This window comes from Streptomyces sp. NBC_00239 (assembly GCF_036194065.1).
Lineage (GTDB): Bacteria > Actinomycetota > Actinomycetes > Streptomycetales > Streptomycetaceae > Streptomyces.
Genome location: NZ_CP108095.1, coordinates 3,593,961 through 3,619,288, shown reverse-complemented (window position 1 = coordinate 3,619,288; position 25,328 = coordinate 3,593,961). Strand labels below are relative to the sequence as shown.

Genomic DNA, 25,328 nt, shown 5'->3' with positions numbered 1-25,328 from the left:
TTGCTGACGCTGCACACCGCCCCCCTGCTGCTGCCGGTCGGTTCCGCGCCGCTGCCGGACGGGGCGGTGCTCGTCGAGCACGACCGGATCGCCGCGATCGGCCCCCGCGCCGCACTGGAGGCAGAACACCCCAGGGCCCGGGTCCGCGCCTGGCCGGGCGTGCTCACCCCGGGCCTGCGCCAGCGGCACGCGCAGTGGCTGCTGACGAGCTGCTACCACCCCGACCCGCGGGAGGCCGACCGGCTCGGCACCGAGCCGCTGCACGGCGAGGCGCTGGCCGCCCACGGCTTGACCGCGGCCGAGCTGGACGTGCCCCGCCGGGCCGGCAGCGTGCGCCGCGGGCTCCAGCAGATGCTGCGGTACGGCACCACCGCGGTCGCCGTCGTGCCCGGGGACCCGCTCCTCGCCGCGCCGGTGGCCCGCTCCGGCCTGGAGACCGTCCCGGTGCCCGACGCGCCGCCCGTCCCGGACCCGCTGCCGTCCCTCGACCCGCTGGCCGGCGCGCGCGACCTCGCCGACGTGGTGCTGCGGCCGCTCGCGGTGGGCGCCCGCGCCGACTTCGCCGTCTTCGACGTGCCGGACGAGGCGGCGCTGGCGGCCCGCGGCGCGGCCGGCTGCGTGGCCACGGTCATCGCGGGACGGCTGCTCCACCGCAGACGCTGACCTCGCCGGACCCGGCCGGTGCGGTCCCGGCGGGTGCCGGCCCGGCCGGAGTGGCGGTGTGGTGGACGGCGAGCAGGCAGGCCTGCAGCCGGGACACCCCGCCCAGCTTGGCGCGGATGTTCGCCACGTGGAACTTCGCGGTCCGCACGGTCAGATGGAGGTGCGCGGCGAGCTGCGCGTTGGTCGGCCCGGTGTGCAGGCAGCGGAACACCGACAGCTCCTGATCGGTCAGCCGCGGTATCCCGGCCAGGGCCCGGTGCAGGCGGTCGGCGTCGAGCGTGCCGGGAGCCCAGGTGCACGGTAAGCAGGGACGCTCCACGGAATCCCCCCGGGTTGGCAGCTGGTGCTGGGCGCGAGTGACCGGCAGCGTATCCCGGCTCACGGCTCCAGGTAGGCGGAGGTGATCGTATTGCGGTACAGGGTGCTGGCGTTGCCGCGGTATCCGGCGGGCAGGAACCCGACGTATCCGCCGCGGTAGGCCTCGGTGTACACGGACCACTCGGCGGTGTCCCGGTTCAGGTACGACTCGGTGTAGTCGTTGGTGGTGTGCTGGGCGCACGCCAGGCTGCCCTTGAAGTAGTTGTCGCGGAAGTTCGCGTCCGCGGTGTACATGTCGAAGACGGCGCCGCCCTGGTTCTGCAGGCAGAACAGCCCGAACTCGCCGGGGTCGAGGATGCCGTCCTTGTCGACGGCGGCGGTCGCGGACGAGACGCCGGTGGTGAGGGCGGCGGCCAGTGCGAGGGCGGTGGCGAGGGCGCGGAGACACGTTCTGTTCATCATGCGCGTGCCTTTCCGTGGGGGATGTCCGGGCCGCCGAAGAGTTGACCACGCCGCCCCCCACCACACCACTGTCCTTCAGGCCAGTTCCCGCCCTGCCCCCTCGGGGGCGCCTCCAGCCCCTCCTGCGTTTGACCCCGCGCACCCTCCCCTCCGGCGTTTGACCCCGCGCACCATTCAGCCCCTCCGGCGTTTGAGGAGCGGGTCCGGGCGGAGCCCGGTGCCCGGCGGAGCCGGGTTGCAGTCTTGGGGCTCCGCCCCAAACCCCGCGCCTCAAACGCCGGCGAGGCTGGGAATTGCGCCCCAGGGCACCGGCGAGGCTGGAATTGCCGCACGCAGCGCCGACAAGGCTGGGTGTTGCGCCCCAGGGCGCCGGCGAGGGGGGAGGTTGCCTGTCAGGGGTGGGGGGTGGGGGTGCCAGAATGGGGGGGTACACACCGCGTCGTGCGGGCGGGGCTTGCGCCGCCTCCGCACCCGACACCTGCGAGGCCGAACGCCAGTGACCCGCGCATCCCTGGACAAGCAGCCCCACGAGGTCGCCTCGATGTTCGACGGAGTCGCGGCCAACTACGACGTCACCAACGACGTGCTCTCCCTCGGCCAGGCCCGCCTCTGGCGCAAGGAGGTCGCCCGCGCGGTCGACGCCCGCCCCGGCCAGAAGGTGCTCGACCTGGCCGCCGGCACCGCGACCTCCTCGCTGCCGTTCGCCGCGACCGGCGCGTACGTCGTGCCCTGCGACTTCTCCCTCGGCATGCTCGCCGAGGGCAAGAAGCGGCACCCCTACCTGCCGCTGACCGCCGGGGACGCCACGAAGCTGCCGTTCAAGGACGGCGTGTTCGACACCGTCACGATCTCCTTCGGCCTGCGCAACGTCCAGGAGACCGAGGGCGCGCTGCGCGAGCTGTACCGGGTGACCAAGCCCGGCGGCAAGGTCGTCATCTGCGAGTTCTCGCAGCCCACCTGGGCGCCGTTCCGGACCGTGTACACCGAGTACCTGATGCGCGCCCTGCCGCCGGTGGCGCGGGCCGTGTCCTCCAACCCGGACGCGTACGTCTACCTCGCCGAGTCCATCCGCGAGTGGCCCGGCCAGGCCGAACTGGCCTCGCTGCTGGGCAAGGCCGGCTGGTCCGGCGTCGCGTGGCGCAACCTGACCGGCGGCATCGTCGCCCTGCACCGCGGTTTCAAGCCGGGCGCCCCGGCCGAGCCCGCCGCGTAGACGTCCGTACCCCCGTGGACTACCAGGCCGTACTGGAGCAGATCGCCGAGGACGTCGCCCCGCTGGTCGGCACCGGCACCCCGGCCGAGTACATCCCGGCGCTCGCCGGAGTCGACCCGGGCCGCTTCGGCATGGCCATCGCCGACCTCGACGGGAACGTCCACGGGGTGGGCGACTGGCAGGTGCCGTTCTCCGCCCAGTCGATCACCAAGGTGTTCACGCTCGCGCTGGTCCTGGCGCACGGCGGCGACAGCCTGTGGGACCGGGTGGGCCGCGAGCCCTCCGGCAATCCGTTCAACTCCCTGGTGCAGCTGGAGTACGAGAACGGCATCCCGCGCAATCCGTTCATCAACGCGGGCGCGCTGGTGGTCACCGACCGCCTGCAGACGTGGACCGGCGACGCGAGCAGCGAGCTGCTGGAGTTCCTGCGCCGCGAGAGCGGCAACCCGGAACTGGCCTTCAACGCCGAGGTCGCCGAGTCCGAGGCCGCGCACGGCGACCGCAACGCCGCCCTCGCCCACTTCATGGCCGCGTACGGCAACATCACCGGCCCGGTGCCCGCCCTCCTCGACCACTACTTCTGGCAGTGCTCCATCGAGACGAGCTGCGCCGACCTGGCCCTCGCCGCGCGCTTCCTGGCCCGGCACGGCCTGCTCGCCGACGGCTCCCGGCTGCTGACCCGCAGCGAGGCCAAGCAGGTCAACGCGGTCATGCTGACCTGCGGCACGTACGACGCGGCCGGCGATTTCGCGTACCGGGTGGGCCTGCCCGGCAAGAGCGGGGTGGGCGGCGGGATCGTCGCGGTCGTGCCCGGGCGCTGCACGCTGTGCGTGTGGAGCCCCGGGCTCGACGAGCGCGGCAACTCGGTGGCGGGGGTGGCGGCCTTGGACCGGTTCACCACCCTGACCGGGCTGTCCGTCTTCTGACCGTCCGCGGGTCCTCCCGCCGCCCTCCGCCGGGTTTGCCGCGCCCCTCCGCCGGACCTCGTGCGGTCCTCCTGCGGCCCTCGGCTCCGGCGGCTAGTCGAAGCTGATGCCGTAGCGGTGGCCGGTGGTGCCCGAGCCCAGGGTGAAGGTCTCCTCCAGCTCCATGCCGAGCCGCTGCGTCACCGCGATCGAGCGGGTGTTGCGGGCGTCCACCATCGCGACCACTCTCGGTATCCCGGCGGCCCGCACCCGCTCCAGGGTCTCGCGGGCCGCGGCCGTCACGTACCCCTTGCCCCAGTACGGGCGGGCCAGCCGCCAGCCGATCTCGATCTCGCCCACCGGGCCCCAGTCGCGCGGCCAGGGCTGGGCGCCGGTGAAGCCGATGACCTCGCCGTGTTCGTCGAGGACCGTCCAGAAACAGACGCCGAGCTGGGCGTCGTGCATGCGCTGGCGTGCGGTCAGCTCCTCGTACACCGACAGCTCGGCGGGCACCCCGCCCTGGAATTCCATGACCTCGGGATCGGCGAAGACGCGGTGCCAGGCGTACGCGTCCTCTTCGGTCGGGACGCGGAGACTGACGGTGGGGTACTGCTCGCTCATCGGTACAGCCCTTCGGGATCGTGATCACTCATCGCTGCATAGACTGCCCATGTCCTGTGCATTAGGCACCCCCTATCGAGTCTTCGGGAGATCCCGCAGTGACCGAGCTCCTCTCCGAACACACCGCGGATGTGATCGTCGTCGGAGCCGGGCCCGCCGGCTCGACGACCGCGTACTACCTGGCGAAGGCCGGACTCGACGTCCTGCTGCTGGAGAAGACGGCCTTCCCGCGCGAGAAGGTCTGCGGCGACGGCCTGACCCCGCGCGCCACCAAGCAGCTCGTGGCGATGGGCATCGACGTCTCCGAAGAGGCCGGCTGGCTGCGCAACAAGGGCCTGCGGATCATCGGCGGCGGGGTGCGGCTCGAACTCGACTGGCCGGACCTGGCCTCGTACCCGGACTACGGACTCGTCCGCAAGCGCGACGACTTCGACGAGACGCTGGCCCGGCAGGCGCAGAAGGCGGGCGCCCGCCTGTACGAGCGCTGCAACGTCGGCGAGCCGGTCCGCGACCCTCGCACCGGGCACATCACCGGCGTCCAGGCCAAGCTCGGCGAGGAGAAGAAGGCCGTCACCTTCCACGCCCCGCTGGTGGTCGCCGCCGACGGCAACTCCTCCCGGCTGTCGCTGGCCATGGGCCTGCACCGGCGCGAGGACCGCCCGATGGGCGTCGCCGTCCGCACGTACTTCGAGTCGCCGCGCCACGACGACGACTACCTGGAGTCCTGGCTGGAACTGTGGGACCGGCGCGGCGCCCAGGACCGGCTGCTGCCCGGCTACGGCTGGATCTTCGGCATGGGCGACGGCACGTCCAACGTCGGCCTCGGCATCCTGAACTCCTCCTCCGCCTTCCGCGAGCTCGACTGGCGCGAGGTCCTCAAGGCGTGGTGCGCGTCCATGCCGCAGGACTGGGGCTACACCCCCGAGAACATGACCCAGCCGATCCGCGGCGCGGCCCTGCCGATGGCCTTCAACCGGCAGCCGCACTACACCAAGGGCCTGCTGCTCGTCGGCGACGCGGGCGGCCTGGTCAACCCGTTCAACGGCGAGGGCATCGCCTACGCGATGGAATCCGGCCAGATCGCGGCCGAGGTCATCGTCCAGGCGCACGCCCGGGCCACCCCCGCCCAGCGCGAACTGGCCCTGCACAACTACCCGAAGGTCCTCAAGGAGACCTACGGCGGCTACTACACACTGGGCCGCGCCTTCGTGAAGCTCATCGGCAACCCGAAGGTCATGAAGATCGCCACCCAGCGCGGCCTGACGCACCCGCTGCTGATGAAGTTCACCCTGAAGATGCTCGCCAACCTCACCGACCCGACGGGCGGCGACGCGATGGACCGCATCATCAACGGCCTCAGCAAGGTGGCCCCCAAGGCCTGACGCCCGACCGCCCGCACCCTCCGCCGCGGTCAGCGGCGGAGGGCCCGGGCCGGGGGGACGGTGGCGGCGCGCCAGGCCGGGTAGAGACCGGCGAGTGCGCCCGTCAGCAGGCCGGCCAAGGGGGCCGCGGCAACCGTGCCCGGGTGCAGGACCGGGGTCCAGTCGCGCACGACCGCCACCGCGGTCACCGTCAACACCCCCAGCGAGGTGCCGACCAGCCCGCCCAGCGCCCCCAGCAGCGCCGACTCCGTGAGGAACTGGGCGGCGACGTGCCGCCCCCGGGCGCCCAGCGCGCGGCGCAGCCCGATCTCGCCGGTCCGCTCCAGCACCGCCACCAGGGTGGTGTTGGCGATCCCGGCCGCGCCGATCACCAGACAGATCCCGGCGAGCAGCAGGAACAGCACGCCCAGGTCCGAACCCACCCCGGTCCGCAGCCGCTTGGGGTCGGGCGGCGGCAGCGCCCGCAGGTGCTCCGGATGGTCGGGGCGCAGCGCGAGCGGCGCGAGGGCGGCGATCTGGCGGGCGGCGCCGGGCTCGGTCGAGATCAGCATCCGCGCCGCGCCGGGCGGGGGCGGCCCCCACAGTTCGGCCGCGGTGGCCCGCGGTACGAGGGCGGCGAGCAGGTTCTCCGGCTGCCGTGCCAGGTCGTCGAGGACGCCCGCCACGGTGAACGGCTCTCCGCCGATCCGTACGGCGGGCCGGGTCGCCAGCGTGGTGATGCCGAGGCGGGCCGCGGCCCCGCTGCCGAGGACGACGACCCGCTGCCGGGTGCGTTCCGCGAACTCGTCGTACAGGCGGCCCTGTCGGAGCCGCGGGACCATGGCCCGGAGCGCCTCCGGGGAGGCCGCCACCACGCCGGTGCCGCTTCCGGTCCCCGGGCCCGGCTCCGGCCGTGCGTCCGACGCCGGGCCGGCGCCGATGCCGGTGGAGACGCCGGGGGCCGGGCGCACCGCCCAGTGCACGCCCGCGTGCCGGATGCCCGCGAGGGCCCGGATCCGGCGCTCGGCGTCGGCGGGGAAGCCGGACGGGGCGAACTCGTCCTGCTGCGCGGCCACGTCCTCGACCGTCACCTCGGTCGCGGTCAGCACGCTGAACCGGCCGTCGATCCGCGCGGAGAGCGTCGCGGTAAGGCCGAGCACGGCCACGAAACTGCCGACGCCGAGCACGGTGCCGAGCGCGGTGAGCGCGGCCCGGCCGGGGCGCCGCAGCATGCCGGCGAGCGCCTCGGACAGGGCGTCCCGTACGGACAGCCTGGTCGGCGGCAGGTTCACCGGGCGGGTCTCCGGCCCGTGGACGCGCCCGTGTCCTCGTGCAGCCGGCCGTCCCGGATGGTCACCGTACGGCCGCCGCGGGCCGCGACCTCCGGGTCATGGGTGATCACCAGTACGGTCATCCCGGCCGCGTGCAGGCCGTCCAGCAGCGTCAGGACGGCGGCGGCGCTCGCCGAGTCGAGGTTGCCGGTCGGCTCGTCGCACAACAGCAGTGAAGGGCTGCCGACCAGCGCGCGGGCCACGGCCACGCGCTGGCGCTCGCCGCCGGACAGTTCGGCGGGCGGGGCGTGCGTGCGGTGGCCGAGACCGACCCGGGTGAGGGCGGTACGGGCACGGGCGAGGCGTTCGGCGGGCGGGACGCCGGTGTAGAGCAGCGCGAGGCCGACGTTCTCCAGGGCGCTGCGGTGCGGCAGCAGGTGGAACGACTGGAAGACGAAGCCGATGCGGCGGCCGCGCAGGGCGGCGCGCTCGCGTTCGCGCAGCGAGCCGGTGTCGATGCCGTCGAGGAGGTAGCGGCCCCGGGTGGGCGCGTCCAGCAGCCCGGCCAGGTTGAGGAACGTGGACTTCCCGGACCCGGACGGGCCGACCACGGTGAGGAACTCGCCCCGTCTCACCGTCAGGTCGCAGCCGGTGAGCGCCTCGACGGGGGGCGGGCCGGGGTAGGTGAACCCCACGCCGCGGAACTCCACGACGGCCGGCCCGCCCCGGCCGTCGGCGCGACCCGGCGCCCCGCTCATCCGCCACCCGCGTTCGCCGTCCCGGCGGTGCCCGTCACGACGCGGGTGCCTTCGGCCAGGGAGCCGGAGCGGACCGGTACCACCTCCACGTACCCGTCCCCGGTGGTGCCCGTACGGACTTCCACGCGGCGCCGGGTGCCGGAGGGGGTGACGGCGGTGACCGCGGTGCGGCCGTCGGCCCCCGCCGACACCGCGGTGACGGGCACGACCAGCGCGGCGCCGTCGGTGGACGCGGACTCTACGGTCAGGCGGACGTCCTGCCCGGCGAAGCCGGCGGGCAGCGGCCGCTCCGGCCGCACCAGCATCCGGTAGCCGGACGCGGCCGGGCCGGCGGGGGCGGCCCCGGCGCGGTCGGCGCCGCCGTCACCGGCGCCCGTGTCCGGGCCGGCCACGACGGTGCGCTCGGCGGCGACGAGCAGCACCTTCGCGCGGACGTCCCGGCCGAGCACCTCGGACGAGACCAGCACCGGCAGCCCGGCGCGCAGCAGCCGCCGGCGGTCCTCCGCGAGCCAGGCCTCCACGAGGAGTTCGCCCGCGGAGACGGTCAGTACGGGGCCGTCGACGGGGGAGCCGACGCGGGCGGCCACGGTCCCGACCCGGGCCGGGAAGGAGCGCAGGAACACCGCCTCGGCGGCGGGCAGCATCGGGCCGGCGGCGGCCTCGGCCGCGGCGAGGCGGGCCCGGGCGTCGGTGAGGGACAGGCGGGCGCGGAGCACTGCGCGGGCGGGTGTGCCCGCGGCGGCGTCCGGTGCCGCTTTGCCGCGCGGCGCGTCCCCGACCCCCGGCGCCTCCCCGACGCCGCCGGTGGTCGAGGCAGCCCTCAGCCCTTCAGCCTGGCCGGGGTTGGATACGGGCCCGGCGGCCACCCCCGGCCTCGCCCCGCCGGCGCTTGCAGCGGGCGCTGGGGCACGATCCAGCCTCGCCCCGCCGATGCTCACGGCGTGCGCGGGGGCAATTTCCTGCCTCGTCCCGCCGGCGCTCGCAGCGGACGTTGGGGCACTATCCAGCCTCGCCGGCGTTTGAGGCGCGGGGTTTGGGGCGGAGCCCCAAGCAACCCGGCTCCGCCGGGCACCGGGCTCCGCCCGGACCCGCGCCTCAAACGCCGGCGAGGCTGAACGTGCCGCCAGGTCAGCCGGCGAGGCTGATAGGGCCCCGGGCATCGGTGAGGCTGAGGTTGGCGCCTTGGACGCCGGCGAGGCTGAACGTGCCGCCAGGTCAGCCGGCGAGGCTGGAAGGGCCCCGGGCATCGGTGAGGCTGACCGGTTGGGGGGCGGCGGGGGCGGATTTTCGGGGGGTTGGGGGCGGGCGGCGTCCAGGGCGTCTTCCAGGGCCCACTGCGCGGAGCGGACGGCCTCGCGGGCGGCCCGTACCGCTTCCCCGCCGTCGGCGACGGCAGGCGCCACCGGGTAGCCGAGCGCCCGGTACAGGGCGGCCAGGGCCGCCTTCGTGCCGGGGCCGAAGACGCCCGGCCGGTCGTCACCGACACCGTGGCCGAGTTCGCGCAGCGCCCGCTGGAGCTGGCCGACGTCCGCCCCCTCCGCGCCGGGCCGCAGGTCCCGGTAGACCGGCAGGGCGCCGTGCAGGGCGATCACCGGCCGCCCGGAGACCTCCGCCAGCACCCGCCCGGCCCGTACCGGGTCGCCGGGCCGCAGCGGCAGCCGGGTCACGACGGCCGCGCCGCCCGCCCCCGGCCCGGCGGGCTGCGGGGCGACCGCCACGCTCTGGTCGGCGACGACCGTCCCGCGCATCACCACCGTCTCGGCCAGCACCCGCCGTTCGACCGTGGCGAGCAGCGCGTCCTGCGCGGGCGGCCCCGCGTCGGCCGCCAGTTGCGCGGGTGAGGTCACCAGGGCGGTGGCCAGGAGCCCGCCCACCGTCATCAGCGCGGCCCCGGCAACCACACCGAGCACGACGCGTCTCCCGCGCGTGAGCGCATCCATCGGCATGAACGCGCATCCTAGGAACCGATTTCCGGACCGAACAAGTGATCTGTCAGCCAGGCCGGTTGTCTACTTGTGCGCCCAACGGCGGGGCCGTTGACTCCGGTTCCCAGTCCCCGACCGTGAGGAACGCGAAGTGGAACCACGTCACCCCCGGCTCCGGACCGCCGCCGCACGCACCGCGGCGGTCCTCCTCGCGGTGCTCGCGGCGGGCTGCGGCGGCGACGGCGGGGGAGCGGGCCGGGCGGTCGCGGAGCCCGCCCTCGGCGTGGTCGCCGCGGACCCGCCCACCGCCTCGCTGGCCCTGCCGCTGGACGCGTACGCCGACTCGGACGACGAGGCGGCCCGGCTGACGGCGGCCCAGCAGCGGCTGACGGTCCGCTGCATGGCCCGCTACGGCTTCGCGTACGAGCCGCCGCCCGTGCCCGTACCCGCCGGGGCCGGCGGCGGCCGCGCCGACCGGCACCGCTGGCTGTACGGGATCGCCGATGCCGGCCACGCCGCCGCGTACGGCTACGACAAGGACGCCGGCCGCCCCCGGCCGCCGCGCCCGCCCGCGCCGGCGCTGAGCGACAGCGCCCGTACCGTCCTGTACGGGGAACGCCCCGGCGCGCAGGGCCAGGGGCAGGGCGGGCGGCAGGCGCCGGACCCGCGGACCGAGGAGGAGGCCGCGGCGGTGGACAGCGGCCTCACCGTCGGCGGCCGCAGGGTGCCGCCCGGCGGTTGCCTGCGGGAGGGCTACCGGAAGCTGTACGCGCCGACGAAGGACAGCGTCGACCTGCTCTTCCCGTTCGGGCTGGCCTCGGAGGCGCACACCCGGGCGCAGCGGGACTCGCGGGTGGCGGCGGCCCTCGCCAAGTGGTCGGCGTGCCTGGCCCGGTCCGGGTACCGGGGCGTCGGCAGCCCGTACGAGGTGAGCGCGCGGCTCGGGCTGGACGCGGATCCGGGCGGTGCCAGGGCGGTCGCGGTCGCCACCCGGGACGTCGCCTGCAAGCGGGAGGTCAACCTGGTGGGCATCTGGGCGGCGGTGGAGACGGCGTACCAGCAGCGGCTGGTGGAGGAGCAGGCCGAGACGCTGGCCGCGTACCGCACGCAGCGCGAGGCCCGCTTCCGCCTGGCGGCCCGGCTGGGCTGAGACCCGTAGGCCGCCGGCCTGGAGACGGCATGCGGCCTTGCCGACACCCCGTGGGGCAACCCCAGCCTCACCGAGGCCCCGGGGGCGAAGACAGCCTCGCCGGCGTTTGAGGAGCGGGTCCGGGCGGAGCCCGGTGCCCGGCGGAGCCGGGTTGCTTGGGGCTCCGCCCCAAACCCCGCGCCTCGAACGCCGGCGAGGCTGAACGTGCCCTCGGCACCTACTCAAACGCCGGCGAGGCTGAACGTGCCGCCGGCACCTACTCGAACGCCGGTCAGGCGAAAGGTCAGAGAACGCGGACGGCGCCCGAGGGGCGGTCCCAGTTCATGGAGCGCTTGACGACGCCCGTGCCGGAGTTCTGCGCGCCGACGAACTCGCCGCCGCCGACGTAGATCGCGACGTGGTAGGCGCTGCCCTTGCCGCCCCAGAACAGGATGTCGCCGGGCTGGAGGTTGCTCAGCGAGACCGAGGTGCCGGCCATCGACTGGTCCTGGGAGACGCGCGGCAGGGAGACGTTGACCTGGCGGAACGCGGTCTGCACGAGGCCGGAGCAGTCGTACGCGTACGGGCCGGTGGCGCCGGGGACGTAGGCCTTGCCGACCTGGGCCAGGGCGAAGTTGACGATGCGCGCGGCAGAGCTGCTCGCGGCGCGGGAGCTGCTGGCGCTGCCGGAGTCGCTGCGCGAGGCGTCGTCGGCGGAGGACGACGAGCCGCCGCCGTTGCCGAGGGTGGTGCGCGCGGCGCTGCGGGAGGCGCGCTCGGCGGCTTCCTTGCGGTCGGCCACGGCCAGGGCCTCGGCCTTGGCGGCCTGCTGCTCGGCTTCGGCCTTCTCCTCGGCGACGACCTTCGCCTTCTTGGCGGTGGCGGCCGCGGACTTCTCGGCGGTCTTCTCCAGGGCGGCGAGCTCGGTGTCGAGCGCGCGGGCCTGGGCGGCGTCGGCGGACTGCGTGACGGCGGAGGAGACGTCGGCGGCCAGGTCCAGGTTCAGGACCGGCATCTCGATCGTCTCGGTCACAGGCTCGGACGGCGCGGCGCTCGCCGGCCCGGCCATCGCCAGGGTGCTGAGGACGCCACCGGCAACTCCGGCGCGGACCGCGAGCTTCGAGGCGCTGCGGCGGGGCTTCCGGTGGCTGGGTATGTGAGCGGTAAGGGACATGGAACAACCGCTATCAGGGCGTTGTGGTCCCCTTCAAGAAACGTGGTCTGCGCCACAGTTGTGTCCAACTGGCCTGAACCGGACGTTCCGCGAGTCTTATTGACGCCGTAACGGGCGAATCGGACACCCTCTCACAAGCCTGTGATCATGGGGTTTCCGCAATAAGTCCGAATTGACCTGACGCCTATCATCCGGGTGGGTCGATGGCCAAGCCCTCTTTCGTCTGCGCGAATTGGACGTGGCGCAGGTCACAGGAACGTCACAAGGACTGGACGGTTCCGCCGTCCGCGGCCCTTCTCGCGGGGACTCCGCCCCCGCACCCTCTCGGAGCGCCTGCCCCGGACCCCGCGCCCCAATCGCCGGCGAGGTCGATTCCACCCCCGGACGGCTCGTGAACGTGCGCACGCACTCCGGGGTGCGGGGAGCTCCCGCGCGACCCCGTCCGCTCGCGTCCACCCCCGTACTCGACCCGTCCCCCGGTCGGGGGATGGCTTTTGCCCATACCACCTGCCTGCCCGTGTCGCCAATTTGCGTGCAGGCACCACGATTTGATAGTGCGATGCGGCTTCGACCTGCGGCAACACCCCCGGATGTCACCTTTGGTGATCATGTGGGTGCTTCACGTATGAAGATCACCGCTCATCTGACTTCATGATCGTTCGTCAGGTGGTGGAGATCACAAAGTCGTTGTCGTTACCCGTGTCGCAGATCACAGAGGGACAGGCATAGGATGCGGGGCAGTCCGGCTTGTGAACTGCCTCACATGCGGCCTCGAACCTGGGGGCGATCTTCGCGAGGCGGGGCATGCGCCCGGAGATGCGGTCCAACGGTCAAGGACGACTGGAAGGAGCGAGGAGCGTGAATGCCTACGCGCCCATCCTCGTGCTCGGCGCCCTCGGGGCAGGGTTTGCGATCTTTTCCGTGGTCATGGCCACGCTAATCGGTCCAAAACGGTATAACCGGGCCAAGCTTGAGGCGTACGAGTGCGGTATCGAACCCACCCCCACGCCCGCCGGCGGTGGTCGCTTCCCGATCAAGTACTACCTGACGGCGATGCTCTTCATCGTCTTCGACATCGAGATCGTCTTCCTCTATCCCTGGGCCGTCACCTTCGACGCCCTGGGGATCTTCGGGCTCGTCGAGATGCTGCTCTTCGTGCTCACCGTCTTCGTTGCCTACGCGTACGTGTGGCGGCGCGGCGGCCTGGAATGGGACTGAGGGGCTGAATTCCATGGGACTCGAAGAGAAGCTGCCGAGCGGCTTCGTACTGACCACCGTCGAACAGGCCGCCGGCTGGGTGCGCAAGGCCTCGGTCTTCCCGGCCACCTTCGGCCTCGCCTGCTGCGCCATCGAGATGATGACCACGGGCGCGGGCCGGTACGACCTGGCCCGCTTCGGCATGGAGGTCTTCCGCGGCTCGCCGCGGCAGGCCGACCTGATGATCGTGGCCGGCCGGGTCAGCCAGAAGATGGCGCCGGTGCTGCGGCAGGTCTACGACCAGATGCCCGAACCCAAGTGGGTCATCTCCATGGGGGTCTGCGCCTCCTCGGGCGGCATGTTCAACAACTACGCGATCGTCCAGGGCGTCGACCACATCGTGCCGGTCGACATCTACCTGCCGGGCTGTCCGCCCCGCCCCGAGATGCTGATGGACGCGATCATCAAGCTCCACCACAAGATCCAGAACTCCAAGCTCGGCGTGAACCGGGAAGAAGCGGCCCGCGAGGCGGAGGAGGCGGCCCTCAAGGCGCTCCCCCTCATCGAGATGAAGGGGCTCCTGCGGTGACCGACTCCCCGGAAGAAGCACAGAGCAACGTCCCCGCCCCGCGCACGGACCCGGGCCCGGAGGTCATCGGCGTCCGCAAGGGCATGTTCGGCGCCGCGAACGGCGGCGACACCAGCGGCTACGGCGGCCTGGTGCGGACCGTGGCCCTGCCCGGTGCGACCTCCCGCCCGTACGGTTCGTACTTCGACGAGGTCGCCGACGAACTCGAAGGCGCACTCGAAGAACAGGGCCTGGTCCCCGAGAACGCCATCGAGAAGACGGTCGTCGACCGCGGCGAAGTCACCTTCCACATCGCGCGCGAGCACCTGGTCCAGGTCGCCCGCACCCTGCGCGACGACCCGGCGCTGCGCTTCGAGCTCTGCACCGGCGTCTCCGGCGTGCACTTCCCCGGAGACAAGGGCCGCGAGCTGCACGCCGTCTACCACCTGCGCTCGCTCACCCACGGCCGGCTGATCCGGCTTGAGGTGACCGCCCCGGACAGCGACCCGCACGTGCCGTCCCTCGTCGCGGTCTATCCGACCAACGACTGGCACGAGCGCGAGACCTACGACTTCTTCGGACTGGTCTTCGACGGCCACCCGGCCCTCACCCGGATCATGATGCCGGACGACTGGCCGGGCCACCCGCAGCGCAAGGACTACCCGCTCGGCGGCATCCCCGTCGAGTACAAGGGTGCCCAGATCCCGGCTCCCGACCAGCGGAGGTCGTACAGCTGATGTCCACGTCACACCACTCCTCCGCGCGCGACACGACCGAAGGCCCCGTCTACACCGTCACCGGCGGCGACTGGGACGAGATCGTGCGGTCCGCGGTCAAGGCCGACGACGAACGGATCGTCGTCAACATGGGCCCGCAGCACCCCTCCACCCACGGAGTGCTCCGCCTGATCCTGGAGATCGACGGCGAGACCGTCACCGAGGCCCGCTGCGGAATCGGTTACCTCCACACCGGAATCGAGAAGAACCTCGAATTCCGCAACTGGACGCAGGGCACCACCTTCGTCACGCGCATGGACTACCTGACGCCGTTCTTCAACGAGGCCGCCTACTGCCTCGGCGTGGAGAAGCTGCTCGGCATCACCGACCAGATCCCGGACCGGGCCACGGTCATCCGGGTGCTGCTGATGGAGCTCAACCGGCTCTCCTCGCACCTGGTGTGCATCGCCACCGGCGGCATGGAACTCGGCGCCACCACGATCATGATCTACGGCTTCCGCGATCGTGAACTGATCCTCGACGTCTTCGAGCTGATCACCGGTCTGCGCATGAACCACGCGTTCATCCGCCCCGGCGGCCTCGCCCAGGACCTGCCCCCGGGCGCCGTGGACCAGCTCCGCGACTTCGTGAAGACCATGAAGAAGAACCTGCCGGAGTACGACAAGCTCGCCACCGGCAACCCCATCTTCAAGGCCCGCATGCAGGACGTCGGCTACCTCGACCTCACCGGGTGCATGGCGCTGGGCGCCACCGGCCCGATCCTGCGCTCCGCCGGCCTGCCGCACGACCTGCGCAAGAGCGACCCGTACTGCGGCTACGACACGTACGAGTTCGACGTGCCGACCGCCGACAGCTGCGACTCGTACGGGCGGTTCCTGATCCGCCTGGAGGAGATGCGCCAGTCGCTGCGGATCGTCGAGCAGTGCCTGGAGCGGCTGGAGCCCGGCCCGGTCATGGTCGCCGACAAGAAGATCGCCTGGCCGGCGCAGCTCGCCCTGGGCCCCGACGGCCTCGGCAACTCGCTCGACCACATCAAGAACATCATGGGCACCTCCATGGAGGCCCTCATCCACCACTTCAAGCTGGTGACCGAGGGTTTCCGGGTCCCGGCCGGCCAGGCGTACGCGGCCGTCGAATCCCCCAAGGGCGAACTCGGCGTCCACGTCGTCTCCGACGGCGGCACCCGCCCCTACCGGGTCCACTTCCGCGACCCGTCCTTCACCAACCTCCAGGCCATGGCCGCGATGTGCGAGGGCGGCCAGGTCGCCGACGTCATCGTCGCCGTCGCCTCCATCGACCCCGTGATGGGAGGCGTCGACCGATGAGCGACGGAACCCCGACCACCCTGGGCATGCCCGCGCTGCCCGCCCCCGACTTCCCGGCCGACGTACGGGAACGGCTCGCGGCGGACGCGCGCGAGGTCATCGCCCGCTACCCCGACAGCCGCTCCGCGCTGCTGCCGCTGCTCCACCTCGTGCAGTCCGAGGAAGGGCACGTCTCGCGCACCGGCATCCGGTTCTGCGCCGAGGTGCTGGGCCTGACCACCGCCGAGGTCACCGCCGTCGCGACCTTCTACACGATGTACCGGCGCAAGCCCTCCGGCGACTACCAGGTCGGGGTCTGCACCAACACGCTGTGCGCGGTCATGGGCGGCGACGCCATCTTCGACGAGCTCAAGCAGCACCTCGGCGTCGGCAACAACGAGACGACCGAGGACGGCAAGGTCACGCTGGAGCACATCGAGTGCAACGCGGCCTGCGACTTCGCCCCCGTGGTGATGGTCAACTGGGAGTTCTTCGACAACCAGACCCCCCAGTCCGCGAAGGCACTCGTGGACGACCTGCGGGCGGGCCGCCCCGTCGAGCCGACCCGCGGCGCGCCCCTGTGTACGTACAAGGAGACCGCCCGGATCCTCGCCGGCTTCCCCGACGAGCGCGAGGGCGCCGTCGAGGCGAGCGGCGGCGCCGGACCCGCCTCCCTGGTGGGCCTGCGGATCGCCCGCGGCGAGTCCCCGCACACGACGATCGTCCACCCGCGCGGCGAGTCCGCCACGAGCGGCGCTGACGGCACCGAGGAGGGGGAGTGATGACGGTGACCGCGGAGGACAACCACGGCGGCACCTCCCGGCCCGAGGCCGGGAGCAGCCCGGAGAAGCTGCTGGCACCCGTGCTGTCGGCCTTCTGGGACGACCCGCAGTCCTGGACCCTGGAGACCTACCGCCGGCACGGCGGGTACGAGGGCCTGCGCAAGGCGCTGGCGATGAGCCCGGACGACCTCATCGCCTACGTCAAGGACTCGGGCCTGCGGGGCCGCGGCGGCGCCGGCTTCCCCACCGGAATGAAGTGGCAGTTCATCCCGCAGGGCGACGGCAAGCCGCACTACCTCGTCGTCAACGCGGACGAGTCGGAGCCGGGAACCTGCAAGGACATCCCCCTCCTCTTCGCCAACCCGCACTCCCTCATCGAGGGAATGGTCATCGCCTGCTACGCGATCCGGTCCGAGCACGCCTTCATCTACCTGCGCGGCGAGGTCGTGCCGGTGCTGCGGCGCCTGCACGAAGCGGTGCGCGAGGCGTACGCGGCCGGCTTCCTCGGCGAGGACATCCTCGGGAGCGGGCTGAAGCTCGAACTGACGGTGCACGCCGGCGCGGGCGCCTACATCTGCGGCGAGGAGACGGCGCTCCTCGACTCCCTCGAAGGCCGGCGCGGTCAGCCCCGGCTGCGTCCCCCCTTCCCCGCGGTGGAAGGCCTCTACGCCTGCCCCACCGTGGTGAACAACGTGGAGTCCATCGCGTCGGTTCCCGCGATCCTCCACCGGGGCAAGGACTGGTTCAAGTCGATGGGCACCGAGAAGTCCCCGGGCTTCACGCTGTACTCGCTCAGCGGCCACGTCGCCAGCCCCGGCCAGTTCGAGGCACCGCTCGGCATCACGCTCCGCCAGCTCCTCGACATGAGCGGCGGGATGCGGCCGGGCCACCGGCTGAAGTTCTGGACCCCCGGCGGCTCCTCCACCCCCATGTTCACCGACGAGCACCTCGACGTGCCCCTCGACTACGAAGGGGTCGGCGCGGCCGGCTCGATGCTCGGCACCAAGGCCCTGCAGTGCTTCGACGAGACCACCTGCGTGGTCCGCGCCGTCACCCGCTGGACCGAGTTCTACGCCCACGAGTCCTGCGGCAAGTGCACCCCCTGCCGGGAAGGCACGTACTGGCTCGTCCAGCTGCTGCGCGACATCGAGGCCGGCAAGGGCGTCATGTCCGACCTCGACAAGCTGAACGACATCGCCGACAACATCAACGGCAAGTCCTTCTGTGCCCTGGGCGACGGCGCCGCCAGCCCGATCTTCTCCTCGCTCAAGTACTTCCGCGAGGAGTACGAGCAGCACATCACCGGCAAGGGCTGCCCCTTCGACCCGGCCAAGTCGACCCTGTGGGCCGACGGCCCCGCCACGAACGCGGAGGTGAACGCATGACCGTCACCACGAATGCACCCTCCGGGGGCGGCGAGGCCGCGGTCCCGCCGGAGAACACCGTCTCCCTGACCATCGACGGCATCCAGCTCTCGGTACCCAAGGGAACCCTGGTCATCCGGGCCGCCGAGCAACTCGGCATCGAGATCCCCCGGTTCTGCGACCACCCCCTCCTCTCCCCGGCCGGCGCCTGCCGCCAGTGCATCGTCGAGGTGGAGGGCCAGCGCAAGCCGATGGCCTCCTGCACCATCACCTGCACCGACGGCATGGTGGTCAAGACCCAGCTCACCTCGCCGGTCGCCGACAAGGCCCAGCGCGGCGTGATGGAACTCCTCCTCATCAACCACCCGCTGGACTGCCCGGTCTGCGACAAGGGCGGCGAGTGCCCGCTCCAGAACCAGGCCATGTCGCACGGCAACGCCGACTCCCGTTTCGAGGGCAGGAAGCGCACGTACGAGAAGCCCGTGCCGATCTCCACCCAGGTGCTGCTCGACCGCGAGCGGTGCGTGCTGTGCGCGCGCTGCACCCGCTTCTCCAACGAGATCGCCGGCGACCCGATGATCGAGCTGCTCGAACGCGGCGCGCTCCAGCAGGTCGGCACCGGCGAGGGCGACCCCTTCGAGTCGTACTTCTCCGGGAACACCATCCAGATCTGCCCGGTCGGCGCCCTCACCTCGGCCGCCTACCGGTTCCGCTCCCGCCCCTTCGACCTGGTCTCCTCCCCGAGCGTGTGCGAGCACTGCGCGGGCGGCTGCGCCACCCGCACCGACCACCGCCGCGGCAAGGTCATGCGGCGCCTGGCGGCCGAGGACCCCGAGGTCAACGAAGAGTGGGTGTGCGACAAGGGGCGGTTCGGCTTCCGCTACGCCCAGCGCCCCGACCGGCTCACCACCCCGCTGGTGCGCGGCGCCGACGGCGTCCTGGCGCCCGCGAGCTGGCCGGAGGCGCTCGCCGCCGCCGCCCGCGGACTCGCCGCCTCGCACGGCCGGGCCGCGGTCCTCACCGGCGGCCGCCTGACCGTCGAGGACTCCTACGCCTACGCCAAGTTCGCGCGGGTCGTCCTCGGCACCAACGACATCGACTTCCGGGCCCGCGTGCACAGCGCGGAGGAGGCCGACTTCCTGGCCGCCACCGTCGCCGGCCGCGGCCGCGACCTCTCCGGCACGGGCGTCACGTACGCCTCGCTGGAGCAGGCACCGGCCGTCCTGCTCGCCGGCATCGAGGCCGAGGAGGAGGCGCCCGGCGTCTTCCTGCGGCTGCGCAAGGCCCACCGCAAGCACAAGCAGCGGACCTTCGCTCTCGCGCCGTTCGCGACCCGCGGCCTCGAAAAGGCGGGCGGCACCCTGCTGCCCGCCGCGCCCGGCACCGAACCCGAGTGGTTCGACGCCCTGGCCTCCCGCACCGGCCTCGAAATCGGCGGCCACGCGGCCGCCGAGGCACTGCGCGCCGAAGGCGCCGTCATCGTCGTCGGCGAGCGGCTCGCCGCCGTGCCCGGCGCGCTGACCGCCGCCGTCCGCACCGCCGCCGCCACCGGCGCCCGCCTGGTGTGGATCCCGCGCCGGGCCGGCGAGCGGGGCGCCGTCGAAGCGGGCGCGCTGCCCTCGCTGCTGCCCGGCGCCCGCCCCGCCACCGACCCGCGGGCCCGCGACGAGGTCGCCGCGGCCTGGGGCCTGGACGAACTCCCGCACCGCTACGGCCGCGACACCGGCCAGATCGTCGGAGCCGCCGCGACCGGCGAACTCGGCGCGCTGGTCGTCGCCGGCGTGGAGCCCGCCGACCTGCCCGACCCGGCACGCGCCCGCACCGCCCTCGACGAGGCGTTCGTGGTCTCGCTGGAGCTGCGGCCCGGCGAGGTCACCGACCGGGCCGACGTGGTCCTGCCGGTCGCCGCGGTCGCCGAGAAGGCCGGCGCGTTCATCAACTGGGAGGGCAGGGTCCGGCCGTTCGAGGCCGCGCTCAAACCCGAGCAGATGACCCGGCGGCTCGCCCCGGCCGACGCCCGCGTGCTGCACATGCTCGCGGACGCCGTCGCCGAGGAGACCGGCGTACCGGCGCGCCGGCTCGGCCTGCCCGACGTGCACGCCGTACGCGCCGAGATCGACCGGCTCGGCAGCTGGGCCGGCGAACGGGCCGCCGAACAGCGCACCGACACCGTGCCGCTGCCCCGGCCCGCCGCGGGCGAGGCGGTGCTCGCCGGCCACCGGATGCTCCTCGACCAGGGCCTGCTCCAGCAGGGCGACGACGCGCTGGCCGGCACCCGGCACCTGGCGTGCGCCCGGCTGTCGGCGGCCACGGCCGCCGAGACCGGCGTCAAGCACGGCGACGTCCTCGCGGTCACCGGCCCCGCCGGATCCGTGGAACTCCCGCTGCTGGTCACGCAGATGCCCGACCGGGTGGTCTGGCTCCCGCTGAACTCGACGGGCGGCGGGGTCCTCTCGGACACGGGCGCCCGCCCCGGCTCCCTGGTCCGCATCGGCCCGGCGACCCCGCCGGCCGCCGACGGCGGCGACACGACGCAGGAGGTGCGCGCGTGAACGCAGTACCGAGTGACTTCGTACGGCTCGCCGCGGAGGACCTCTCCCTGTTCGGCCGCGACGTGTGGTGGCTCGTCCTGATCAAGGCGGTCTTCTGCTTCGCCTTCCTCATGGTGACCGTGCTCTTCTCCATCGTGTGGGAGCGCAAGGTCGTCGCCTGGATGCAGCTGCGCATCGGCCCGAACCGGCACGGCCCCTGGGGCCTGCTCCAGTCGCTCGCCGACGGCGTCAAGCTGATGCTGAAGGAAGACGTCATCGTCAAGCGGGCCGACAAGGTCATCTACGTGCTGGCGCCGATCATCGCCGCCATCCCGGCCTTCATGGCGATCGCGGTGATCCCCTTCGGCCCGTCCGGCAACGAGGTCTCGATCTTCGGCCAGCGCACCACGATGCAGCTCACCGACCTGCCGATCGCGATGCTGTACGTCCTCGCGGTGGCCTCGGTCGGGATCTACGGCATCGTCCTGGCCGGCTGGTCCTCCGGCTCCACGTACCCGCTGCTCGGCGGACTGCGGTCCTGCGCGCAGATGATCTCGTACGAGATCGCGATGGGCGCGGCCTTCGCGTCGGTGTTCCTCTACTCCGGGTCGATGTCGACCTCGAAGATCGTCGAGGCGCAGGCGGACCGCTGGTTCATCGTCCTGCTGCCGGTGTCCTTCATCATCTACGTCGTCACGATGATCGGCGAGACGAACCGGGCGCCGTTCGACATGCCGGAGTCCGAGGGCGACCTGGTCGGCGGCTTCAACACCGAGTACTCGTCCATCAAGTTCGCGATGTTCATGCTCGCCGAGTACGTCAACATGGTCACCGTCTCGGCGGTCTCCGTCACCCTCTTCCTGGGCGGCTGGCGGGCCCCGTACCCGGTCAGCACCTTCTGGGAGGGCGCCAACCACGGCTGGTGGCCGATGCTGTGGTTCGTCCTCAAGGTGCAGCTGCTCCTCTTCTTCTTCATCTGGCTGCGCGGCACCCTTCCCCGGGTCCGCTACGACCAGCTGATGAAGCTCGGCTGGAAGGTCCTCATCCCGGTCTCCGTGGTGTGGCTGATGCTCGTCGCGAGCGTCCGCGCGCTGCGCAACGAGAACTACGACTTCCAGCAGATCGTGCTCTACGTCGGCGGCGCCGTGATCGCCATCCTGCTGCTGTCCTTCGTCGCCGACGTGTTCCGCGACCGCCGGTCCAAGGCGGCCGGCGCCGGACAGGCCGCCCCGGAGGCCGGGTTCGACCCGATGGCGGGCGGCTTCCCCGTCCCGCCGCTGCCCGGCCAGACCCTTCCGCCGGTACCGCGCCGACGGCCCCGCCACGAGCGGGAGCTGATTGTCAGTGGCGGCACCAATACTGACAGTGACCGAGAGGAGGGTGCCGGCAATGTCTGAGGACAAGTGGCAGAACCCGGTCGCCGGCTTCGGCGTGACCTTCAAGGCCATGTTCAAGAAGCGGCTCACCGAGCAGTACCCGGAGCAGGAGAAGACCACTGCCCCGCGCTTCCACGGACGGCACCAGCTCAACCGCCACCCCGACGGCCTGGAGAAGTGCATCGGCTGCGAGCTGTGCGCCTGGGCCTGTCCCGCCGACGCGATCTACGTGGAGGGCGCGGACAACACGGAGGAGGAGCGCTACTCCCCGGGCGAGCGGTACGGCCGCGTCTACCAGATCAACTACGCCCGCTGCATCCTGTGCGGGCTGTGCATCGAGGCCTGCCCGACCCGGGCGCTCACGATGACCAACGAGTTCGAACTGGCCGACTCCAGCCGCGAATCGCTCATCTACACCAAGGAGCAGCTGCTCGCCGGCCTCACCGAGGACATGGTCGAGACCCCGCACTCCATCTTCCCGGGCATGGACGACCAGGACTACTACCGCGGACTGGTCACCGGGGCGGCTCCCGGCACGGTCCGCCAGGTGGCCGTCTCCCAGGGCGAGACCCCCGGATCCGGTGCGGCCGGATCCGGTACGGCCGAGCCCGCGGTGGCCGCGAACGGCGCCGAGGGGGTGGGCGCGTGAGCACCGTCGCCGCCGCCTCGCTCACCTCGACGGGCGAGGCCGTCCAGTTCTGGGTGCTGGGCGTCACCGCCGTCATCGGGGCGCTCTGCACGATCCTGATGAAGCGGGCCGTGCACAGCGCGCTGTGCCTGGCCGGGACGATGGTCATCCTGGCCGTCTTCTACCTCGCCAACGGCGCGTACTTCCTCGGCGTGGTCCAGGTCGTCGTCTACACCGGCGCGATCATGATGCTGTTCCTCTTCGTGGTCATGCTGGTCGGCGTCACCGCGGCGGACTCCCTGACGGAGACGCTCAAGGGACAGCGCTGGCTGGCCGCCGCCTGCGGGCTCGGCTTCGGCATCCTGCTGATCGCCGGCATCGGCAACGCGGGCCTGAAGTCCTTCAACGGGCTGGGCCGGGTCAACTCCGGCGGCCACGTCGAGGCGCTGGCCCAGCTCATCTTCACCAAGTACGTCTTCGCCTTCGAGATCACCGGCGCGCTGCTCATCACGGCGGCCGTCGGCGCGATGGTGCTGACGCACAAGGAGCGCACGGAGCGCGCCGCCACCCAGCGCGAGCTGGCCGAGCGGCGGGTCCGCGACGGCGTCCAGCTGCCGCCGCTGCCCGCCCCCGGCGTCTACGCCCGGCACAACGCGGTGGACGTCGCCGGCCTGCTGCCGGACGGCACCCCGTCCGACCTGACCGTCAGCAAGACGCTGCGGGACCGGGGCCAGATCCGCGACGTGTCCCCGCAGGCGATGGACGACCTCAAGGCGCTGGACCAGCGCTCGGCGGAACGGCTCGGGCGCGACCTCGGCCGTGAGGAGGCGGCGAAGTGAATCCGGTCAACTACCTCTACCTGGCCGCCCTGCTGTTCACCATCGGCGCGTCCGGGGTCCTGATCCGGCGGAATGCGATCGTCCTGTTCATGTGCGTGGAGCTGATGCTCAACGCCTGCAACCTCGCGCTCGTGACCTTCTCCCGCATGCACGGCAACCTCGACGGCCAGATCATCGCCTTCTTCACGATGGTCGTGGCCGCCGCGGAGGTCGTGGTGGGCCTCGCGATCATCGTGTCGCTGTTCCGTACCCGCCACTCGGCCTCGGTCGACGACGCCAGCCTGATGAAGCTGTAAGGGGTCGCTGTGGAGAACCTGATCGCGCTGCTCGTCGCGGCGCCACTGCTCGGAGCGGCGGTGCTGCTCTGCGGCGGCCGGCGTCTCGACAAGACCGGCCACTGGCTCGGCACCCTGCTCTCGGGCGCGTCGTTCGCCGTCGGACTGGTGCTGTTCGCCGACATGCTGGGCCGGGACGCGGACGACCGCGCCGTGCACCAGTACCTGTTCAGCTGGATCCCGGTGGAGGGCTTCCAGGCGGACCTCGCCTTCCAGCTCGACCAGCTGTCCATGACGTTCGTCCTGCTGATCTCAGGGGTGGGCACGCTCATCCACCTGTACTCGATCGGGTACATGGAGCACGACGAGCGCCGCCGCCGCTTCTTCGGCTACCTGAACCTGTTCCTCGCGGCGATGCTGCTCCTCGTCATCGCCGACAACTACCTGCTGCTGTACGTCGGCTGGGAGGGCGTGGGCCTCGCCTCGTACCTGCTCATCGGCTTCTGGCAGCACAAGCCCAGCGCGGCCACCGCCGCCAAGAAGGCCTTCCTGGTCAACCGGGTCGGCGACATGGGCCTGTCGATCGCGATCATGCTGATGTTCACCACGTTCGGGACCTTCGCCTTCGGGCCGGTGCTGGGCGCGGCGGACGAGGCCGGCGAGGGCACGCTGACGGCCATCGGCCTGATGCTGCTGCTGGCCGCGTGCGGCAAGTCGGCCCAGGTGCCGCTGCAGTCCTGGCTCGGCGACGCGATGGAGGGCCCGACCCCGGTCTCGGCCCTGATCCACGCGGCGACGATGGTGACCGCGGGCGTGTACCTGATCGTCCGCTCGGGCGCGATCTTCAACGGGGCACCGGACGCGCAGACCGCGGTGGTCGTGGTCGGCGCGGTCACGCTGCTCTTCGGTGCGATCGTCGGTTGCGCGAAGGACGACATCAAGAAGGCCCTCGCGGGCTCCACGATGTCGCAGATCGGCTACATGATCCTGGCGGCGGGCCTCGGCCCGATCGGCTACGTGTTCGCGATCATGCACCTGGTGACCCACGGCTTCTTCAAGGCCGGGCTCTTCCTCGGCGCGGGCTCCGTCATGCACGGGATGAACGACGAGGTCGACATGCGCAAGTACGGCGCCCTGCGCTCGTACATGCCGGTCACCTTCGTCACCTTCGGCCTCGGCTACCTCGCCATCATCGGCTTCCCGGGCCTGTCGGGCTTCTTCTCCAAGGACAAGATCATCGAGGCGGCCTTCGCGAAGGGCGGCACCGAGGGCTGGATCCTCGGCGGCGCGGCCCTGCTGGGCGCGGCCATCACCGCGTTCTACATGACCCGCGTGATGCTGATGACCTTCTTCGGCGAGAAGCGCTGGCAGAACGACGCGGACGGCAACCAGCCGCACCCGCACGAGTCCCCGAAGACCATGACCGTCCCGATGATCGTGCTGGCCTTCGGATCGGTCTTCGCCGGCGGCTTCTTCAGCATCGGCGACCGGTTCCTGCACTGGCTGGAGCCCGTCACCGGGTACAGCCACGGGAACCCGCCGGTGAGCGCGCTCACGGTGACCCTGGCCACCATGGTGGTCCTGGTCCTCGGCGTGGCCGTGGCCTGGTCGATGTACGGCCGCAAGCCGGTCCCGGTGACCGCGCCGCGCGGGTCGGTCCTCACCCGGGCGGCCCGCCGGGACCTGTTCCAGGACGACTTCAACCACGTCGTGCTGGTGCGCGGCGGCGAGCACCTGACCCGCTCGCTCGTCTACGTGGACCACACGGTGGTCGACGGAGTGGTCAACGGCACGGCCGCCTCGGTCGGCGGACTCTCCGGCCGGCTCCGCAAGCTGCAGAACGGCTACGCCCGCAGCTACGCGGTCTCGATGTTCGGGGGCACGGCGATCCTCATCGCCGCGACCCTGCTGATGAGGGCGGTGTGAA

24 protein-coding genes are annotated in these 25,328 nt (G+C 72.3%); 17 read left to right on the top strand and 7 right to left on the bottom strand.

Annotated elements, in window-relative coordinates:
• Positions 1-663, top strand: coding sequence for an imidazolonepropionase-like domain-containing protein (locus OG764_RS15830; protein ID WP_328969058.1), 663 nt, complete (start codon positions 1-3; stop codon positions 661-663).
• Here OG764_RS15830 and OG764_RS15825 read toward each other — a convergent pair.
• Both OG764_RS15825 and OG764_RS15820 read right to left on the bottom strand, forming a co-directional pair.
• Positions 629-982: a response regulator transcription factor gene (locus OG764_RS15825; RefSeq protein ID WP_328969057.1), complete on the bottom strand. Its 354-nt coding sequence runs from the start codon at positions 980-982 to the stop codon at positions 629-631. The two genes, OG764_RS15830 and OG764_RS15825, sit on opposite strands and share 35 nt — an antisense overlap.
• Before the next feature lie 59 nt (positions 983-1,041).
• Positions 1,042-1,443: a hypothetical protein gene (locus OG764_RS15820; RefSeq protein WP_328969056.1), complete on the bottom strand. Its 402-nt coding sequence runs from the start codon at positions 1,441-1,443 to the stop codon at positions 1,042-1,044.
• 496 nt (positions 1,444-1,939) lie between these two features.
• Between OG764_RS15820 and OG764_RS15815 the strand changes: the two genes are divergently transcribed.
• Positions 1,940-2,656: a demethylmenaquinone methyltransferase gene (locus OG764_RS15815; protein WP_328969055.1), complete on the top strand. Its 717-nt coding sequence runs from the start codon at positions 1,940-1,942 to the stop codon at positions 2,654-2,656.
• Positions 2,657-2,670: 14 nt separating this feature from the next.
• On the top strand, positions 2,671-3,582 hold the full coding sequence (locus tag OG764_RS15810; protein ID WP_328969054.1) for a glutaminase: 912 nt from the start codon (positions 2,671-2,673) through the stop codon (positions 3,580-3,582).
• Between the two features lie 93 nt (positions 3,583-3,675).
• Here OG764_RS15810 and OG764_RS15805 read toward each other — a convergent pair whose 3' ends face one another.
• Positions 3,676-4,182: a GNAT family N-acetyltransferase gene (locus OG764_RS15805; protein WP_328969053.1), complete on the bottom strand. Its 507-nt coding sequence runs from the start codon at positions 4,180-4,182 to the stop codon at positions 3,676-3,678.
• A 98-nt stretch (positions 4,183-4,280) separates the two neighbouring features.
• Here OG764_RS15805 and OG764_RS15800 point away from each other — a divergent pair, with 98 nt between their 5' ends.
• The gene (locus tag OG764_RS15800; RefSeq protein ID WP_328969052.1) at positions 4,281-5,564 is read left to right on the top strand and encodes a geranylgeranyl reductase family protein; all 1,284 of its coding nucleotides are present in this window, start codon (positions 4,281-4,283) and stop codon (positions 5,562-5,564) included.
• Positions 5,565-5,593: 29 nt separating this feature from the next.
• On the opposite strand, the gene OG764_RS15795 is transcribed toward OG764_RS15800, so the two are convergent.
• The 3 genes from OG764_RS15795 to OG764_RS15785 are packed head-to-tail and all read right to left on the bottom strand — an operon-like array spanning position 5,594 to position 9,482.
• Positions 5,594-6,775: an ABC transporter permease gene (locus OG764_RS15795; protein WP_328973027.1), complete on the bottom strand. Its 1,182-nt coding sequence runs from the start codon at positions 6,773-6,775 to the stop codon at positions 5,594-5,596.
• A 56-nt stretch (positions 6,776-6,831) separates the two neighbouring features.
• Positions 6,832-7,572 (bottom strand): ABC transporter ATP-binding protein, encoded by a 741-nt coding sequence (locus tag OG764_RS15790; RefSeq protein WP_328969051.1) that lies wholly within the window; start codon positions 7,570-7,572, stop codon positions 6,832-6,834.
• Positions 7,569-9,482 carry a hypothetical protein gene (locus OG764_RS15785; protein ID WP_328969050.1) on the bottom strand — a complete coding sequence of 638 codons (1,914 nt, stop codon included), beginning with the start codon at positions 9,480-9,482 and terminating at the stop codon, positions 7,569-7,571. The genes OG764_RS15790 and OG764_RS15785 overlap by 4 nt, the downstream gene beginning before the upstream one ends.
• A 166-nt stretch (positions 9,483-9,648) precedes the next feature.
• Here OG764_RS15785 and OG764_RS15780 point away from each other — a divergent pair, with 166 nt between their 5' ends.
• Positions 9,649-10,647: a hypothetical protein gene (locus OG764_RS15780; protein ID WP_328969049.1), complete on the top strand. Its 999-nt coding sequence runs from the start codon at positions 9,649-9,651 to the stop codon at positions 10,645-10,647.
• A 283-nt stretch (positions 10,648-10,930) separates the two neighbouring features.
• Here the strand turns inward: OG764_RS15780 and OG764_RS15775 are convergent, their stop codons facing one another.
• A complete protein-coding gene (locus tag OG764_RS15775) occupies positions 10,931-11,800 on the bottom strand; it encodes a C40 family peptidase (RefSeq protein WP_328969048.1) in 870 nt (289 codons plus the stop codon).
• Positions 11,801-12,658: 858 nt separating this feature from the next.
• On the opposite strand from OG764_RS15775, the gene OG764_RS15770 reads away from it, so the two are divergent.
• From OG764_RS15770 to nuoL, 12 genes are read left to right on the top strand one after another with little or no spacing between them, the layout of a single operon-like run.
• Positions 12,659-13,018, top strand: coding sequence for an NADH-quinone oxidoreductase subunit A (locus OG764_RS15770; RefSeq protein WP_003992243.1), 360 nt, complete (start codon positions 12,659-12,661; stop codon positions 13,016-13,018).
• A 13-nt stretch (positions 13,019-13,031) separates the two neighbouring features.
• Complete coding sequence (locus OG764_RS15765) at positions 13,032-13,586, top strand: NuoB/complex I 20 kDa subunit family protein (RefSeq protein ID WP_328969047.1); 555 nt, start codon at positions 13,032-13,034, stop codon at positions 13,584-13,586.
• Positions 13,583-14,302, top strand: coding sequence for an NADH-quinone oxidoreductase subunit C (locus OG764_RS15760; protein ID WP_328969046.1), 720 nt, complete (start codon positions 13,583-13,585; stop codon positions 14,300-14,302). The genes OG764_RS15765 and OG764_RS15760 overlap by 4 nt, the downstream gene beginning before the upstream one ends.
• Positions 14,302-15,627 (top strand): NADH-quinone oxidoreductase subunit D, encoded by a 1,326-nt coding sequence (locus OG764_RS15755; protein WP_328969045.1) that lies wholly within the window; start codon positions 14,302-14,304, stop codon positions 15,625-15,627. The genes OG764_RS15760 and OG764_RS15755 overlap by 1 nt, the downstream gene beginning before the upstream one ends.
• Positions 15,624-16,388 carry an NADH-quinone oxidoreductase subunit NuoE gene (gene nuoE, locus OG764_RS15750; protein ID WP_328969044.1) on the top strand — a complete coding sequence of 255 codons (765 nt, stop codon included), beginning with the start codon at positions 15,624-15,626 and terminating at the stop codon, positions 16,386-16,388. Before OG764_RS15755 ends, nuoE begins: the two co-directional genes overlap by 4 nt.
• Positions 16,388-17,773, top strand: a complete 1,386-nt coding sequence (gene nuoF / locus OG764_RS15745) for an NADH-quinone oxidoreductase subunit NuoF (RefSeq protein ID WP_328969043.1) — start codon at positions 16,388-16,390, stop codon at positions 17,771-17,773. Before nuoE ends, nuoF begins: the two co-directional genes overlap by 1 nt.
• On the top strand, positions 17,770-20,304 hold the full coding sequence (locus OG764_RS15740; RefSeq protein ID WP_328969042.1) for an NADH-quinone oxidoreductase subunit G: 2,535 nt from the start codon (positions 17,770-17,772) through the stop codon (positions 20,302-20,304). The genes nuoF and OG764_RS15740 overlap by 4 nt, the downstream gene beginning before the upstream one ends.
• Positions 20,301-21,680 (top strand): NADH-quinone oxidoreductase subunit NuoH, encoded by a 1,380-nt coding sequence (nuoH, locus tag OG764_RS15735; protein WP_328969041.1) that lies wholly within the window; start codon positions 20,301-20,303, stop codon positions 21,678-21,680. Before OG764_RS15740 ends, nuoH begins: the two co-directional genes overlap by 4 nt.
• Positions 21,673-22,308 (top strand): NADH-quinone oxidoreductase subunit NuoI, encoded by a 636-nt coding sequence (nuoI, locus tag OG764_RS15730; RefSeq protein WP_328969040.1) that lies wholly within the window; start codon positions 21,673-21,675, stop codon positions 22,306-22,308. The genes nuoH and nuoI overlap by 8 nt, the downstream gene beginning before the upstream one ends.
• Complete coding sequence (locus OG764_RS15725) at positions 22,305-23,126, top strand: NADH-quinone oxidoreductase subunit J (protein ID WP_328969039.1); 822 nt, start codon at positions 22,305-22,307, stop codon at positions 23,124-23,126. The genes nuoI and OG764_RS15725 overlap by 4 nt, the downstream gene beginning before the upstream one ends.
• Positions 23,123-23,422, top strand: a complete 300-nt coding sequence (gene nuoK / locus OG764_RS15720; protein WP_328969038.1) for an NADH-quinone oxidoreductase subunit NuoK — start codon at positions 23,123-23,125, stop codon at positions 23,420-23,422. The genes OG764_RS15725 and nuoK overlap by 4 nt, the downstream gene beginning before the upstream one ends.
• Before the next feature lie 9 nt (positions 23,423-23,431).
• Positions 23,432-25,327: an NADH-quinone oxidoreductase subunit L gene (gene nuoL / locus OG764_RS15715; RefSeq protein WP_328969037.1), complete on the top strand. Its 1,896-nt coding sequence runs from the start codon at positions 23,432-23,434 to the stop codon at positions 25,325-25,327.
• The last annotated feature ends 1 nt before the right edge of the window (position 25,328 follow it).

What these genes read in the sequence shown, in the direction of transcription:
- OG764_RS15805 (WP_328969053.1), bottom strand. Translation starts at nt 4,182, where the DNA reads ATGAGCGAGCAGTACCCCACCGTCAGTCTCCGCGTCCCGACCGAAGAG.
- nuoI (WP_328969040.1), top strand. Translation starts at nt 21,673, where the DNA reads ATGTCTGAGGACAAGTGGCAGAACCCGGTCGCCGGCTTCGGCGTGACC.
- nuoF (WP_328969043.1), top strand. Translation starts at nt 16,388, where the DNA reads ATGACGGTGACCGCGGAGGACAACCACGGCGGCACCTCCCGGCCCGAG.
- OG764_RS15775 (WP_328969048.1), bottom strand. Translation starts at nt 11,800, where the DNA reads ATGTCCCTTACCGCTCACATACCCAGCCACCGGAAGCCCCGCCGCAGC.
- nuoE (WP_328969044.1), top strand. Translation starts at nt 15,624, where the DNA reads ATGAGCGACGGAACCCCGACCACCCTGGGCATGCCCGCGCTGCCCGCC.
- OG764_RS15740 (WP_328969042.1), top strand. Translation starts at nt 17,770, where the DNA reads ATGACCGTCACCACGAATGCACCCTCCGGGGGCGGCGAGGCCGCGGTC.
- OG764_RS15765 (WP_328969047.1), top strand. Translation starts at nt 13,032, where the DNA reads ATGGGACTCGAAGAGAAGCTGCCGAGCGGCTTCGTACTGACCACCGTC.
- OG764_RS15795 (WP_328973027.1), bottom strand. Translation starts at nt 6,775, where the DNA reads ATGCTGCGGCGCCCCGGCCGGGCCGCGCTCACCGCGCTCGGCACCGTG.
- OG764_RS15755 (WP_328969045.1), top strand. Translation starts at nt 14,302, where the DNA reads ATGTCCACGTCACACCACTCCTCCGCGCGCGACACGACCGAAGGCCCC.
- OG764_RS15820 (WP_328969056.1), bottom strand. Translation starts at nt 1,443, where the DNA reads ATGATGAACAGAACGTGTCTCCGCGCCCTCGCCACCGCCCTCGCACTG.
- OG764_RS15790 (WP_328969051.1), bottom strand. Translation starts at nt 7,572, where the DNA reads ATGAGCGGGGCGCCGGGTCGCGCCGACGGCCGGGGCGGGCCGGCCGTC.